Origin of the sequence: Streptomyces sp. NPDC005805 (assembly GCF_040630445.1) — a bacterium.
Classification (GTDB): domain Bacteria; phylum Actinomycetota; class Actinomycetes; order Streptomycetales; family Streptomycetaceae; genus Streptomyces.
Map to the genome: position 1 here is coordinate 1 of NZ_JBEXXN010000018.1, position 14,914 is coordinate 14,914.

Annotated in this window: 13 protein-coding genes; 9 read left to right on the forward strand and 4 right to left on the reverse strand. The window is 74.8% G+C overall.

What is annotated here, in order from left to right; translation table 11 throughout:
- The first annotated feature begins 153 nt into the window (after positions 1–153).
- From ABZ457_RS12735 to ABZ457_RS12755, 5 genes are all read left to right on the forward strand, one after another.
- Positions 154–2,001: an SIP domain-containing protein gene (locus ABZ457_RS12735; RefSeq protein ID WP_359156968.1), complete on the forward strand. Its 1,848-nt coding sequence runs from the start codon at positions 154–156 to the stop codon at positions 1,999–2,001.
- A 94-nt stretch (positions 2,002–2,095) separates the two neighbouring features.
- The gene (locus tag ABZ457_RS12740; protein ID WP_359156970.1) at positions 2,096–2,581 is read left to right on the forward strand and encodes a peroxiredoxin; all 486 of its coding nucleotides are present in this window, start codon (positions 2,096–2,098) and stop codon (positions 2,579–2,581) included.
- Positions 2,582–2,868: 287 nt separating this feature from the next.
- Positions 2,869–4,314 (forward strand): Gfo/Idh/MocA family oxidoreductase, encoded by a 1,446-nt coding sequence (locus tag ABZ457_RS12745; protein ID WP_359156972.1) that lies wholly within the window; start codon positions 2,869–2,871, stop codon positions 4,312–4,314.
- Between the two features lie 53 nt (positions 4,315–4,367).
- Entirely contained in the window at positions 4,368–5,411 is a 1,044-nt protein-coding gene (locus ABZ457_RS12750) for an NEW3 domain-containing protein (RefSeq protein WP_359156974.1), read from the forward strand.
- A 278-nt stretch (positions 5,412–5,689) separates the two neighbouring features.
- Positions 5,690–7,264 carry an alkaline phosphatase D family protein gene (locus tag ABZ457_RS12755; protein ID WP_359156977.1) on the forward strand — a complete coding sequence of 525 codons (1,575 nt, stop codon included), beginning with the start codon at positions 5,690–5,692 and terminating at the stop codon, positions 7,262–7,264.
- A 114-nt stretch (positions 7,265–7,378) separates the two neighbouring features.
- On the opposite strand, the gene ABZ457_RS12760 is transcribed toward ABZ457_RS12755, so the two are convergent.
- Both ABZ457_RS12760 and ABZ457_RS12765 read right to left on the reverse strand, forming a co-directional pair.
- Complete coding sequence (locus tag ABZ457_RS12760; protein WP_359156980.1) at positions 7,379–9,061, reverse strand: acyl-CoA dehydrogenase family protein; 1,683 nt, start codon at positions 9,059–9,061, stop codon at positions 7,379–7,381.
- Positions 9,058–9,699, reverse strand: coding sequence for a TetR/AcrR family transcriptional regulator (locus ABZ457_RS12765; protein ID WP_359156983.1), 642 nt, complete (start codon positions 9,697–9,699; stop codon positions 9,058–9,060). The genes ABZ457_RS12760 and ABZ457_RS12765 overlap by 4 nt, the downstream gene beginning before the upstream one ends.
- Before the next feature lie 173 nt (positions 9,700–9,872).
- On the opposite strand from ABZ457_RS12765, the gene ABZ457_RS12770 reads away from it, so the two are divergent.
- Entirely contained in the window at positions 9,873–10,226 is a 354-nt protein-coding gene (locus ABZ457_RS12770) for a cupin domain-containing protein (protein WP_359156985.1), read from the forward strand.
- Positions 10,227–10,292: 66 nt separating this feature from the next.
- Here the strand turns inward: ABZ457_RS12770 and pgm are convergent, their stop codons facing one another.
- Positions 10,293–11,936, reverse strand: coding sequence for a phosphoglucomutase (alpha-D-glucose-1,6-bisphosphate-dependent) (pgm, locus tag ABZ457_RS12775; protein ID WP_359156987.1), 1,644 nt, complete (start codon positions 11,934–11,936; stop codon positions 10,293–10,295).
- Positions 11,937–12,177: 241 nt separating this feature from the next.
- On the opposite strand from pgm, the gene ABZ457_RS12780 reads away from it, so the two are divergent.
- Together ABZ457_RS12780 and ABZ457_RS12785 are read left to right on the forward strand one after the other, a co-directional pair.
- Positions 12,178–12,729 (forward strand): TerB family tellurite resistance protein, encoded by a 552-nt coding sequence (locus ABZ457_RS12780; protein WP_037746546.1) that lies wholly within the window; start codon positions 12,178–12,180, stop codon positions 12,727–12,729.
- A 106-nt stretch (positions 12,730–12,835) separates the two neighbouring features.
- Positions 12,836–13,066: a DUF6296 family protein gene (locus tag ABZ457_RS12785; RefSeq protein WP_359156990.1), complete on the forward strand. Its 231-nt coding sequence runs from the start codon at positions 12,836–12,838 to the stop codon at positions 13,064–13,066.
- Positions 13,067–13,096: 30 nt separating this feature from the next.
- On the opposite strand, the gene ABZ457_RS12790 is transcribed toward ABZ457_RS12785, so the two are convergent.
- Positions 13,097–13,900: a transglutaminase domain-containing protein gene (locus tag ABZ457_RS12790; protein WP_359156992.1), complete on the reverse strand. Its 804-nt coding sequence runs from the start codon at positions 13,898–13,900 to the stop codon at positions 13,097–13,099.
- Between the two features lie 130 nt (positions 13,901–14,030).
- Here ABZ457_RS12790 and ABZ457_RS12795 point away from each other — a divergent pair, with 130 nt between their 5' ends.
- On the forward strand, positions 14,031–14,321 hold the full coding sequence (locus ABZ457_RS12795; protein WP_359156995.1) for a DUF1876 domain-containing protein: 291 nt from the start codon (positions 14,031–14,033) through the stop codon (positions 14,319–14,321).
- Positions 14,322–14,914: the final 593 nt, after the last annotated feature.

Sequence of the window (14,914 nt, forward strand, 5' to 3'; positions counted from 1 at the left end):
CCTGGGGGGGCGTTCACTCGCCCCCTCTCGCCTCCCCCCGCGGCGCGCGCTGGATACCCCCCCCCCGGGCGGCGCCCCGCCCCGGGCCCCGCGCCGGCCCGCCGACGCGCCCCCGCACCCGCGGGGGCGCCCGCTGTACGAAGGAGCCCCAGCATGTCCACCCGCAGCCCCCGCTCGGTCGTCACCTTCCCCATCGTGATCAGGGAACTGACGGTGCTGCGCGCCGAGAACATCACCCCGGGGATGCGCCGTCTGACCCTCGGCGGCGAGCAGTTGCACGCCTTCACCCGGGACGGACTGGACCTGCCGGCGCTCCGCACGGAGGGCTTCGACGACCATGTGAAGTTCTTCTTCACCGACGAGTCCGGGCGCCTGGTCCTGCCCCGGCAGAACGTCAGCAGCCTCGACTGGCCCGCCGACGGCCGCCCGGTCGCCAAGGACTACACCCCGGTCCGGCACGACCCCGCCGCCGGCGAGATCGACTTCGACTTCGTCCGCCACGAGGGCGGTGTCGCCTCCACCTGGGCCGAACGCGTCAAGCCCGGCGAGAGCGCCTGGATCGCCGGCCCCAAGATGTCCCACAGCCACCCCGAGGGCGCCGACTGGATCCTCGTCGTCGGCGACGAGACCGCCCTGCCCGCCATCGGCCGCTGGCTCGCCGAGATGCCCGAAGGCACCCGCGCCAAGGTGTTCATCGAGGTCGGCGAGGACAGCCACCGCCAGGACCTGCCCACCCGCGCCGACGCCGACATCACCTGGCTCTCCCGCGACGGCGCGCCCGCCGGCACCACCGACCTCCTGGAGCAGGCGGTCCGCACCATGGAGTGGCTGCCCGGCACGGTCTTCGCCTGGGTGGCCGGCGAGGCCGTCGCCCTCAAGGGCATCCGCCGCCACCTGGTCGCCGAACGCCAGGTCCCGCGCGACCACACCCACATCACCGGCTACTGGCGCCGCACCGAACCGCCCGCCCCGGGCGTCAGCCCCGCCGAGGCCGAGGAGGCCCACGACGAGGACGACGCCCACGAGCGCCTCCACCAACTGACCGACCTGGCCCCCGGCTTCGCCATCCGCGCCGCCGTCACCCTCGGCGCGGTCGACCTCGTCGACGGCGGGGTGCGCACCCTGCCCGAACTCGCCCGCCGCACCGGCGCCGACGAGGCCGGCCTCGGCGCCCTGCTCACCTACCTGGTCTCCCTCGACGTCCTCGGCCACGACGAGGACGGCTACCGCCTCACCCCGGTCAGCGAGGAACTCGTCGAGGACGACCACTCCTCCGACGAGTACCACCTCGGCGGCATCGAGGCCGCCATGGACGCCTCCCTCTCCGGCCTGCTGGACACCCTGCTCACCGGCGGCCCCGGCTACCGCACCCTCAGCGGCAAGCCCCTCGCCGAGGCGGTGGCCGAGGACCCCCGGCTGGCCGGCTCCGCCCGGACCGCGATCGAGGAGGAGGCCCGCTGGATCGCCCCCGGTGTGCTGCGCTCCCGCGACTGGTCCGCCGTCACCGAGCTGACCGCCGCCGGCCACGGCGCCGCCACCGTCGTCAACGCCCTGGTGAAGGCGCACCCGGAGCTGCGCGTCCGGATCGCCGCGATGCCCTCCGCGCTGCGCGTCGTCGAGGAGCAGATCCTCGACGCCGACGTCCTCCCGAACGTCGAACTCGTCCCCACCACGGGCGCGTTGCCGCAGGACCCCGAAACCCTGCTGCTCTCCCGCCACCTGGAGTGGCTCCCCGACGAGGACGCCGTCCAGGCCCTCACCGAGGCGGGCCGCGCCCTGGCCGACGGCGGGACCCTGCTCCTCGTCGAGATGGTCACCGCGGCGGACGAGGACGACGTCGACGCCCTGCTCCACCACCTCCGCCTGAAGTGCGCCTTCGGCTCCGGCGTCCGGGACGCGGAGCAGATCACGTCCCTGGCCGAACGCGCCGGGCTCACCGTGCGCGCCGTCACCGACATCGGCTGGGACCACCGGATGTGGGAGCTGGCCCCCGGGCGCTGACCCCCCTCCGCCGGGCGGCGCGGAGGTTGGCAGACTGCGTCCTGCGACCGGGGCCCACCCCCGCGCCCCGTCCCGCCCCGAGAGAGGGATCCCCATGGCCCGTACCCCCGACGTCGGCAGCCCCGCACCGGACTTCACCGTCCCCGGCACCGTCCGCACCGCCTCCGGGCCGGAGCGCGGCGACTACACGCTCTCCGCTCACCGCGGGAACCCGCTGGTCCTGGTGTTCTACCCCGGGGACAACACGGCGGTGTGCACCAAGCAGCTCTGCTCGTACACCTCGGACCTGGACCGCTTCTGGGACCTCGGCGCCACCGTGTGGGGCATCAGCCCGCAGGGCCTGGACAGCCACGAGGGCTTCGCCGAGCAGTACGACCTGCGCTTCCCCCTGCTCGCCGACACCGACCGGGAGGTGGCCCGCGCCTACGGGATCGCCGTGCCCGGTCTGGGGCTGCGGCGCTCGGTCTTCGTCCTCGACGGGGAGGGCGCGGTGCGGTGGAAGCACATCGCCCTGGCCGGTCTCACCTTCCAGAGCACGGACACCCTCACCGAGCAGATCCGCGCGGCGACCGGTTCCTGACGAACCCTCCGCCCGGCGCGGGCTGGGAGGTGTCCGGCCCTGATCCGCCGGACACCTCCCAGGGCCCGGCCCGCAGCACTCCTGCGGGCCGGGCCCTCGGCGTTTCCGGGGCCCCGGCGGGACGTTCCCCGGGCTCCGGAGGAGCGTTCCCCGGGCGCGCCCTGGCGCGAAACGATGCGTGAAGCTGATTGAAACGACCCCCTAATGAACATCTATTGACATGAGGTGTCGCCGCCGCCAGAGTCTTCCCCGCCACCTGCCGTACACGGACCGAGGAGCGATGCCCCATGCCCGAAATCCCCGCTGTCTCACGCCGGTTGCTCCTGGGAGGCGCCCTCGCCGGCACCGGCGCGCTCGTGGCCGGGGCCGCCGGCGCCTCCACCGCGGCCGCCGCGCCCGGGGCGGCGGGCGCCGCTCCCGCGGCCACACCCCGCCGCAGGCCCGGCCAGAAGTCCATGATCGGCGTGGCCTACGCACCCCACCGCACGGTCCGGGTCGGCGTGATCGGCCTGGGCAACCGCGGTTCGGGGATGACCGAGGGCTGGTCCGTCGTCCCCGGCTGCGCGGTGACCGCGGTGTGCGACGTCCGGGCCGACCGGGCCAAGCGCACCGCCGACCGCCTGGTCGCCAAGGGCAAGCCCCGCCCGGCCGAGTACGGCGGCTCGGAGCGCGCCTTCGAGCGGATGCTCCGGCGCGACGACATCGACCTCGTCTACATCGCCACGCCCTGGGAGTTCCACCACGAGCAGGGCCGCGCCGCCCTGCTCGCCGGCAAGCACGCCATCGTCGAACTCCCCGTCGCCACCGAACTGCACGAGCTGTGGGACCTCGTCGACACCTCCGAGCGCACCCGCCGCCATCTGATGCTGGCGGAGAACTGCAACTACGGCCGCAATGAGCTGGCCATGCTGAAGATGGCCCACGAGGGCCTGTTCGGCGAGGTCACCAACGGCCACGGCGGCTACCTGCACGACCTGCGCGAACTCCTCTTCTCCGACACGTACTACACCGACGCCTGGCGCCGCCGCTGGCACGCCCGCAGCACCGCCTCCTTCTACCCGATGCACGGCCTCGCGCCGATCGCCGCCGCCATGGACATCAACCGCGGCGACCGGATGACCGTGCTGCGGGCCACCGCCACCGAACCGAAGGGCCTCGCCGACTACCGCGAGCGCTTCGTCCCCCGGTCGCACCCGTCGTGGCAGGAGACCTATGTCAACGGCGACCTCGTCACCTGCATGATCGACACGGCGAAGGGCCGGGTCATCCGCGCCGAGCACGACGTCAGCTCGCCCCGCCCCTACAGCCGCATCAACAGCCTGGCCGGCAGCCGGGGCATCTTCGAGGACTACGCGGGCACCTCGAAGACCGGCGGCCGGATCTACGTCGAACCGGACCACAGCGGCCACTCCTGGCGCGACTTCGACGCCTACCGCAAGGAGTTCGACCACTGGCTCTGGACGAAGATCGGTGACGACGCCGCCAACAACGGCGGCCACGGCGGCATGGACTACGTCCTCCAGTGGCGCACCGTCCAGCTGATGCGCGCCGGACTGGTGCCGGACATCGACGTCTACGACTCCGCCGCCTGGTGCTCGCCCGTCCCGCTCAGCGTCCGCTCCCTGGCGGCGGGCGGCCGGCCGGTGGAGATCCCCGACTTCACCCGGGGCGCCTGGGTCAACCTCCGCACCGGACTGGACTCCCGCGAGACCGAGATGCCCCCGGTCGCCTGACCGCCCGCACCGCGCCCGCACCGCCCACACCAGCGACGTCGAGGAGACCGACCGTGAGACACCACCGGCTGATCACCGCGCTCAGAGCCACGGCCGCCGGGGCGGCGCTGCTGCTCCCCGCCCAGGCGGCCGCCGCCGCGACCCCGCACCACCCGGCCCCGGCGGGCGCGCCCACCGAGCCCACCGCGCCCACCGCGGCCGCCGCCCGGGCCGACCGGACCGTGGTCGACATCGCCCCCGTCGACCTCGACGGACCCGCGATCTCCGAGGTGAAGGTGACCGTCCGCAACACCGGCCCGGACCGGATGCGCTCCCTGCGGGTCTCCTTCGCCGGCCCGGTCGGCTGGGCGGTGCAGCCCGCCGAACGCCGGGTGGACGGCACCCTCGCCCCGGGCCGGAGTGCGGAGACCGTGTTCCGGATCCAGGTGCCCGGCCAGCGGCCCGGGTTCACCGTCCGGACCTTCACCGCGACCGCCTCCTACCAGGGCGGCGACGGCGAGGGCCGGGCCACGGCCACCCGCACCCAGCGCACCGGCGAACCGGTCGCGAACCTGCGCGCCGCGTACAACGGCGTCGCGGTGACCGACGAGTCGGACACCGCGCCCGGCGACTTCGACGGCGAGGGCAACAGCTTCTCCGCCCAGAAACTCGCCGCCGCCGGCCTCACCCCCGGCGCGCCCGTCAAGGCCCTGGGCGCCACGCTGACCTGGCCCGACGTCCCGGCCGGCACCCCGGACAACGTCTCCAGTGCCGGACAGGCCGTCACCCTGCACGGCAAGGGGAGCCGGCTGGTGTTCCTCGGGTCCGGCGTGACCAGCGGCGCCACGGGCAGCGCCACCGTGTACTACAAGGACGGCACCTCCACCAAGGGCACCATCGGCTTCCCGAACTGGTCCTTCGACCCGGCCGACGCCCACGGCGCGACCCTCGTCGCCGCCACCGACGGCCGCAACCGGCCCGACGGATACGGGAACGCGGGCATCGCCTACCGCGTCTTCGCGCACTCCGTGGCCCTGGACCCGGCGAAGGAGGCCGACTTCGTCGTCCTGCCCGCCAACGGCACCATCCACCTCTTCGACATCGCCCTCGCACCCTGACCACGTCACTGAGCCACACCGCGCCACCACGCGCCCGGACGGGGCGGCCGGCACCGACCGGCCGCCCCGTCCGCACGTCCCCGGCTTTCTGACGGGCTATCAGGCAGGGGCATTGAGGTGAACCGCGGGCCACCACCGACGGAACACCCCGCCCGGCTGTGTATGCCGTTGTCGTGTTCACGAATTGCTCGGTACCCGGACGCGTTCCGGGAGGCCGCGGGTCACCAACCCTCGCGAAGGTTCTGGCGGTTCACCCACCCAGAGCCAAGGAGGACCCCGTGGCCGTACGTCCCGTTACCCGGCGGAAGGCGATCGGCTTCGCCGGCGCCGGTGTCAGTGCGCTCATGCTGGGGACCGGCGAGTGGAGCTCCGGCGCCGCCCACGCCGCGCCCAGAATCCCGTCCGACCCCTTCACCCTCGGGGTGGCCTCCGGCGACCCCCGCTGGGACGGCGTGGTCCTGTGGACCCGGCTCGCCCCCGACCCCTTCGCCGCCGACGGCCACGGCGGAATGCCCGCCGCATCCGTCCGCGTCGAGTACGAGGTCGCCGCCGACGAGCGCTTCACCCGCCCGGTCCGCCGGGGCACGGTGGTCGCCACCCCCGAACTCGCCCACTCCGTCCACCCCGAGATCCACGGCCTCCAGTCCGACCGGGTCTACTGGTACCGCTTCCGCGCCGGCGGTCACGTCTCGCCCGCCGGCCGCACCCGCACCACCCCCGCGCCCTGGACCAACACCCGCGACCTGCGCTTCGCCTTCGCCTCCTGCCAGGCGTGGCAGGACGGCTACTTCACCGCCTACGACCACATGGCCGACGAGGACCTCGACCTGGTCGTGCACCTCGGCGACTACCTCTACGAGTACGGCGTCAAGACCAACAAGCGCGGTGTCACCACCGACCCGAAGTTCCACACCGAGACCGTCGACCTCGCCCGCTACCGCCTCCAGTACGGCCTCTACAAGTCCGAGGCCCCGCTCCGCGCCGCGCACGCCAACTTCCCGTGGATCATGACCTTCGACGACCACGAGGTGGAGAACAACTGGGCCGACGACATCCCGGAGAAGGGCCAGGACCCGGGCCCCTTCCGCGCCCGCCGCGCCGCCGCCTTCCAGGCCCTGTACGAGCACGCCCCGCTGCGCCGCCCCCAGCTCCCGGACGGCCCCGACGTGCAGATGTACCGCCGCCTGCCCTACGGCAACCTCGCCGACTTCACCATGCTCGACACCCGCCAGTACCGCGACGACCAGGCCTGCGGCGACACCCTCACCAGCGACTGCGCGGACCGCTTCGACCCCGCCCGCACCCTCCTCGGCGCCGAGCAGCGCGACTGGGTCCTCAAGGGCTTCCGCCGTTCCCCCGCTCGCTGGCGCATCCTCGGCAACCAGGCCCCGATGGGCCAGACCGACCACGACCCCGGCCCCGGCGCCACGGTGTGGACCGACCCCTGGGACGGCTATGTCGCCGAACGCAACCGGCTGCTCGCCGAGGCCGACGCGACCGGAGTGCGCAACCTGGTGGTCATCACCGGCGACCGCCACCAGAACTACGCCTGGGACCTCAAGCGCGACTACGCCGACCCCGGCTCGCGCACCGTGGGCAGCGAGTTCGTCGGCACCTCCATCAGCAGCGGCGGCGACGGAGCCGACATGAACGCGGACGGCACCAAGTTCCTGGCCGCCAACCCGCACATGAAGTTCTTCAACGCCCAGCGCGGCTATGTCCGCGTCCATGTCGACCGGGAGCGCTGGCGCAGCGACTTCCGGGTGGTCCCCTATGTCACCCGCCCCGGCGCGCCGGTGAGCACCCGGGCGAGCGTGGTGGTCGAGGACGGCCGCCCCGGCGTCCAGGTCTGACCCTCCGTCACCGGGCCCGCGCCCTCAGGCGCGGGCCGACCTCCTCCGGCGGCGCGGACCCGGCAGGTCCCGGGCCCGGGTCCGCGCCGCCGGAGGCGAACCCGGGCCGCGGCGTCAGCGGCCCCCGCCCGGGACCCGCTCCAGGATCCCGGCGAGGTCCGCGCCCGGCGGCAGCGTCCCGAAGGCCACCCCGCCCCCGCCCGCCAGGCGCGTCGCGCAGAACGCGTCCGCCACGGCGGCCGGGGCGTGCCGCACCAGCAGCGACCCCTGGAGGACCAGTGCCATCCGCTCGACCAGCCGCCGCGCCCGCAGCTGCGCGTCCTCGGTGCGGGCCAGTTCCCCGCGCAGCGCCCGCCACGCCTCGTCCAGCCGTGTGTCCGCCCCGGCCGCCGCCTCCACCTCGGCCCCGAAGGCGTCCAGCGAGGCGGGCTCACGGGACAGGGCGCGCAGCACATCGAGCGCGTTGACGTTGCCGGAGCCCTCCCAGATCCCGTTCAGCGGCGCCTCCCGGTAGAGCCGCGGCATCCCGGACGCCTCGTCGTAGCCGTTGCCGCCGAGGCACTCCAGCGCCTCGGCGACCGCGGCCGGCTGCCGCTTGCACACCCAGTACTTGCCCACCGCGGTCGCCAGCCGCAGAAACGCCTTCTCCCGCGCGTCGCCCCGCTGCGCCCGGTCGACCGCCCCGGCGAGCCGCAGCGCCAGCGCGGTCGCCGCCTCCGACTCGACGCCCAGGTCCGCGACCACGTTCCGCATCAGCGGCTGGTCGATCAGCCTGGCGCCGAACACCCTGCGGTGGCGCACATGGTGGGCCGCCCGCGCCAGCGCGGTCCGGGTCCCGGCCGCCGAACCGAGGACGCAGTCCAGCCGGGTCATGGTGACCATGTCGATGATGGTCCGCACGCCCTGGCCCTCGGTGCCGACGAGCCAGGCCACGGTGTCGTCGAACTCGGGCTCGCTGCTGGCGTTGCTGCGGTTGCCCAGCTTGTCCTTGAGGCGCTGGATACGGAAGGTGTTCCGTTCGCCGCCGGGCAGCACCCGGGGGACCAGGAAGCAGGACAGCCCGCCGGGCGCCTGCGCCAGCACCAGGAAGAGATCGTTCATCGGCGCGCTGGTGAACCACTTGTGACCGCGCAGCCGCCAGGTGCCGTCGGCCCGCTCCACCGCGGTGGTGGTGTTCGCCCGGACGTCCGTGCCGCCCTGCTTCTCCGTCATCCCCATCCCGGCCAGCAGCCCCCGCTTCCCGGCGGGGTCGCGCAGCCCGGGGTCGTACACCCGGCTGGTCAGCAGCGGCTCGTACCGCTCCGCCAGTCCGGGCGCCGAGCGCAGCGCGGGGACCACGGCGTACGTCATGGAGACCGGGCAGCCGTGGCCGGCCTCCGCCGAACTCCACACCATGAACCCGGCGGCGCGCGCCACATGGGCCCCCGGCCGCTCGTCCGCCCAGGGCGCCCCGGCCAGGCCCTCGCCGACCGCGACCTCCATCAGGGAGTGGTAGGCGGGGTGGAAGTCGACCTCGTCGATCCGGTGGCCGTAGCGGTCGTGGGTGCGCAGCACCGGCTCGTACGCGTTCGCCTCCTCGCCCCAGCGCTGCACCTGCTCCGACCCGGCGAGCCGCCCGATCCGGTGCAGGTCCTCCTCGGCCCACGCGGCGCCCTCCCGCCGGACGCCCTCCAGCAGCACCGGGTCGTCGGCGACGTCGTGGCCGGTCAGCGGCGGCGGCTGGTTGGTGACCTCGTGCGTGCGGGCGGCCGGCTCGCTGTGCGGGGCGGCGTACGGGGTGTCCGCGGTCGCGGTCATGACGGTCCTTCCGGATCGGGGGAGGCGGCCACGGGCGGGGCGCCCGCGCAGCGCAGGGACATGGCGACCAGTTCGGCGACCAGCCGGTCCGCGGACCCCTCGCCGTGGTCCGCGAGGGGGTCGACGAGCACCTCGCCGATGGCGCCGGTGAGCGCGGCGGCGGTCACATCCGCGTCCTGGGCCGGGAGCAGCCCGGCGGCGACGCCCTCGCGCACCACGGCGGCGAACAGGGCCCGGTAGCGCCGCCGGAACTCCAGCCGCTCCCGCCCGACCGCCGGTTCCGCCGGGGCGGCCAGCAGCGCGTACGCCAGCCCCCGGTTCTCCAGCGCCCGGCGCGCGAACACACCGACACCGAGGGCCAGCCGTTCGACCGGATCACCGGTGCCGTGGGCCAGCACCTCGCCGACGACCCCCACCTCCCGCCCGGAGGCGCGCCGGAAGACCTCCACGGCCAGCGCGCCCTTGGACGCGAAGTGCTGGTACACGGAGCCGACCGACATCCCGGCCGCGGCGGCGACGGTCGTCACGGAGGCGTTCGCCCACCCCACGTCGGCGACGACGGCGGTCGCCCGCTCGATCAGGTGCTCGCGTGCCGCGTCGAGCCGGTCCCGCACGGCGGGCGTCTTCCGATAGGCCACACCAAAGAGTGAACCACCGTTCAGACCTTGACGCCAGGGTCTCCGCCACCGCGTTCCCCGCCGTGGTCTGCCCGGAGGTGTCGATCACCGCGACGGAGCGTCGTGCCGCGCGCCGCGCCGCGCGACACTCCGGTCATGGCGCGGCCCGCCCCCGGCCGCCTAGCGTCGCCGCCATGACCGACCTCACCAGCTTCGCCGTCCACATCCCCGACGCAGACCTGGCGCCGGACCCGCTCGACCCCGGCCAGATCGTCTCGGGCGCGCCCGAGGTCTCGGGGAAGGTCCTGTGGGAGTCCGCCGACGGGCGGCAGGTACGCGGGATCTGGCAGATCACCCCGGGCGTGGTCACCGACACCGAGGCGGACGAACTCTTCGTCGTCGTCAGCGGCCGCGCCACGATCGAGGTCGAGGGCGGACCGGTCCTGGAGGTCGGGCCGGGGGACGCGTGCGTGCTGCGCGAAGGCGACCGCACGACGTGGACGGTCCACGAGACCCTGCGCAAGGCGTACCACATCAGCCTGCCCTGACCGGCGCGCCGGGTTCCACGGGGGATGCCCCCATGGAACCCGGCACCCGCGCGGTGCCACGCCGCGTCACGCGGCCCCGAGCGCGGCGGACACCACCGCCCGCGCCTCCTCCTGCACCAGCGCCAGGTGGTCCGGGCCGAGGAAGGACTCCGCGTACACCTTGTACACGTCCTCCGTGCCCGAGGGCCGCGCCGCGAACCACGCGTTCTCCGTGGTGACCTTGATCCCGCCGATGGCCGCCCCGTTGCCCGGCGCCTCGCTCAGCACCGCCGTGACCGGCTCCCCGGCCAGCGTGTCCGCGCTCACCCGGGCGGGGGACAGGCGCGCCAGCACCGCCTTCTCCTCCCGCGTCGCGGGCGCGTCGACGCGGGCGTAGGCGGGCTCGCCGAACCGCCCGGTCAGCTCTGCGTAGTGCTCGCTCGGCGTCCGCCCCGTCACGGCCAGGATCTCCGAGGCCAGCAGCGCCAGCAGGATGCCGTCCTTGTCCGTCGTCCACACCGAGCCGTCCCGGCGCAGGAACGACGCGCCGGCCGACTCCTCGCCGCCGAAGCCGATCGTCCCGCCGGCCAGTCCGTCCACGAACCACTTGAACCCGACCGGCACCTCCACCAGTTCGCGCCCCAGGTCCGCCGCCACCCGGTCGATCATCGACGAGGAGACCAGCGTCTTGCCGACCCCGGCCGCCGCGGGCCAGTGCTCGCGGTGCCGGAAGAGGTAGCCGATCGCGGTGGCCAGGTAGTGGTTGGGGTTCATCAGCCCGCCGTCCGGCGTCACGATCCCGTGCCGGTCGGCGTCCGCGTCGTTGCCCGTGGTGATCGCGAACCGGTCCCGCCCCTCGATCAGGGAGGCCATCGCGTACGGCGAGGAGCAGTCCATCCGGATCTTCCCGTCCCAGTCCAGCGTCATGAAGCGCCAGGTCGGGTCGGTGAGCGGGTTGACCACTGTCAGATCGAGGCCGTGGCGCTCCGCGATCCGCTCCCAGTAGGCGACCGAGGCCCCGCCGAGAGGGTCGGCGCCGATCCGCACCCCGGCCCCGCGCACCGCGTCCAGGTCGAGCACGGAGGGCAGGTCGTCCACATAGCGCGTGAGGAAGTCGTACCGGTGGGTCGTGGCCGCGGCCAGCGCCCGCGCGTACGGTACCCGGCGGACGTCCTTCAGCCCGCCGGCGATGATCTCGTTCGCCCGGTCCTGGACCCAGCCGGTCGCCTCCGACCCGGCGGGCCCGCCGCTCGGCGGGTTGTACTTGAACCCGCCGTCGGCCGGGGGGTTGTGCGAGGGCGTGACCACCACACCGTCCGCGCGCCCGCCGGAGGCCGCGCGGTTGTGGGCCAGGATCGCGTGCGAGACGGCGGGGGTGGGCGTGTAGCCGTCGGCCGGGTCGACCAGCAGCGTCACGCCGTTCGCCGCGAACACCTCCGCCGCCGTGACCCGGGCGGGCTCGGACAGGGCGTGCGTGTCCGCGCCGAGGAACAGCGGACCGTCGGTGCCCTGAGCCTGCCGGTACTCGCAGATCGCCTGGCTGGTGGCCGCGATGTGGTCCTCGTTGAACGCCGTGCCGAGGGACGAGCCGCGGTGGCCCGAGGTGCCGAAGGCCACCCGCTGGCCGGGATCGGCCGGATCGGGGTGCAGGGCGTAGTACGCGGTGACCAGGCGGGCCACGTCGACGAGATCGTCCGGCCCGGCCGGCCGGCCCGCGCGCTCGTTCGCCATCCGTCCACTCCTCAGTGTCGTTGCTCGTGGTCGTTGCACGTGACTGTCGTTGCTCTGCCGGGTGCCCGGTGAACCGCCCCCCATGATCCCCCGGCGCGGTCCCCGCCCGCGCGTTCACTCGTTCGAAGGACCCGGCGCGGTGGCGGAACTTCGCCGGTGCCCCGGCACGTTGGCAGGGTGCCGCGCGACGGGGCGCGGTGGACGACGGACATACGGCGAAGCCGAGGTGGCAGCAGTGGCGATGTGGGATCGGATCAAGGACCAGGCCAAGGGTCTCCAGCAGCAGGCCCAGGGGGCACGCGGGTCCGGGCAGGCGCGGCCCGGCGGCGGGTCCGGCTCCGGCTCCGGCGGGTCGAAGGCGCAGCTCGTCAGCGCCCTGAAGACCCAGCTGACCTCATTGAAGGCGGAGCTCAAGAGCGGCGCCTTCCGGGACGCCAGCATGGCCATGTGCGCCCTGGTCGCCGCGGCGGACGGCCATGTCGACCCGGCCGAGCGCCAGCACGTCGAGCAGCTCATCCTCAACAACGACGTCCTGCAGAACTTCCCCGCGGGCCAGTTGCGGGAGCGGTTCAACAAGCACGTCGACCAGCTCGCGGCGAACTTCGCGCACGGCAAGGCGGAGGCCCTGAAGGAGGTCGCCAAGGCGTCGAAGAAGCAGGCGGAGGCCCGCGCGGTGATCCAGACGGGCATCGTCGTCGCTGGGGCCGACGGCTGGGTGGCCCCCGCGGAGGAGCAGATCATCCGCGAGGCGTGCGCGGCGCTCGGCCTGAACCCGTCGGAGTTCGGCGTCTGACCGGGCCGGGCCCCGTTCCCGGGCCGCCCGGCGGCGGGCGGCCCGGGCCCTGGACAGGCGGGGAGCCGGGCGGAGGGCCACGATGGAAGAGGTGGTGGTGGCTCTCATGGACTTTCCCGAAACGTACGAGCTGGTCTTCCAGGCCCCGGCGGTCGCCGACGACGTCGTCGTGGTGCACCGGACCGAACGGGCCGGCGCGGGCGGCTGCCCGGTCTACCAGGACGAGACCGGCATCGTCCGCGCCGAGATCAGCGACCAGGGCGAGGTGCGCATGCTGGCCAGCGGGGCGCACCAGGCCCACCCCTTCCCGGTCGTCGCGCGGGAGCGGGCGGCCTGAGCCGCGCGCCCCTAGCCGTGCGCGCACGGCTCAGCGGGCGCCCGCGGACCGCCGGCCGAGCACGGGGTCGGCGACCAGCCTGGCCGCCGCGCACAGCGTCTGCCCGTGCGCGGCGAACAGCTCGTCCCGGGAGTCGAAGTGCCCGAGGTCGGCGAGCACACTCCCGGACAGATCACAGGAGGTGCCGTCCGCCGGGCACACGGTCGTCCCGTCCCAGTCGACCGCGGTCCGCGACAGTGCCTCGAACAGGGTCTCCGCGCCCGCGTTGGTGAACCCGCCACCGGGCCGGGCGCTCAACTCGCCCAGCTCGCCGAAGAGTTCGGACACCGGTAGCCAGGCTCCGTCCGCCCCGCCCGGGCGGAACTCGGGCCAGGCCAGCAGCACCTGATCCGGCACGATCCTGCGCAGCCTCGGGAACCGCGGGTACCAGAGGGCGCCGTCCACCACGAGCCCCCGCACCCGGGTCGGCACACCGCCCGCGCGGGCGACGCACTCCAGCACCGCCAGCCGCTGACTGCACGAGCCCCGGCCCCGGCGCAGCACCTCGGAGACGGGACGGTCGTCCCGCACGGAGTACACCGGCCGCACGGCCGCCGTGATCAGCCGGTGCGCCCGCCGCAGCATCTCCAACTGCCGGGTGGCCAGGGCCGGTCCGCCGCCGTCGCCCGCCCCGCCGTCCGGGGTGCGGGTCGCCCCGGCCGCACTGGCGAGGCGGCCCACGCGCGGGTGCTCCCAGTCGAGTATCGGCGTCGGGAGGGTGCTGCCGGACGCGGCCCGCGGCCGGTCGCCGGCGGTGCGGGCACGGCCGCGGGGGCGGAGCAGGGAGCTCGTCATGCCGGCCATTCTCCTCCCGCCCCCGGGACGCTCTCCGCCCGGCCCCCGGTCCGCCCGTCTCGCCCCACGGCGGGCACGGGCGGATCCTGGAGAACAGAGCGGAAGTTCCGACCGGCGGGGAGAGTGCGCCATGGTGAGAACGCTGGAGTGGAAGGTCGACGTCGTCCTCGTCGAGGACGACGGCACCACCCGGGCCCGCGCGAGACTGGCCACGGGCAACGGCACGATCACGGGCTACGGCACGGCCCATTGCAGCCCCCAGGACGTCGACGTCCCCGAGATCGGCGAGGAACTCGCCGCCGCGCGCGCCATGCACAGCGTGGTACGCCAGCTGATGCGCGCGGCCGACCGCGACCTGGAGGCGGTGGGAGCGGGCACGGTGTCCGCACCGGACTACGGCCGTCCGTACTCCGCGCCGTAGCCCCGGCCCGGGTGGCCGGACTCTTGGCGCTCAGCGCCGAGCGGTCCGGTGCCTGGTGCCTTGGCACCGGCCGAGGTCGGCCGTGCGCAGCGGGGGGCGTCCGGTCCTCGGGACCGCCCGAGGCCCCGTCCCGCACCGGCGCGGAGCCTGCGGCCCCGAGCCTGTGGCGCGGAGCCGCACTGCCCGGCTGCGAACCGGAGTCCGCAGCGCGGGGCGCGGTACACCGCTCGGCTACGGCGGTGACCCACGCCGCCCGGCACGCCGCCGCCGGTTGCGCCCGTCAGCCAGGAGTCATGACGGCGGCCGACGTGGCGCAGTGGCGTATCGCCGCGGGCGCCACCGCGTCGATGCGCGGGCGACCGACGTCGGCAGGCCGGAGCCTGTGCCCCGCAGGCCGCCGCGCCGCCGAGCCGGGGGGCCGAGCGCGTGACGCGGAGTCCACAGCGCGCGGCGCGGCACGCCGCCAAGCCGCGGCGGCGACCCGCGCTCGCGGCCCGCGGCCTAGGAGGCGGTGGGAGCGGCCATGGCGTCCGCACCGGACTACGGCCGTCCGAGGCCGCGTTCCGCACCGGCGCGGAGCCCGCGGCCCATGG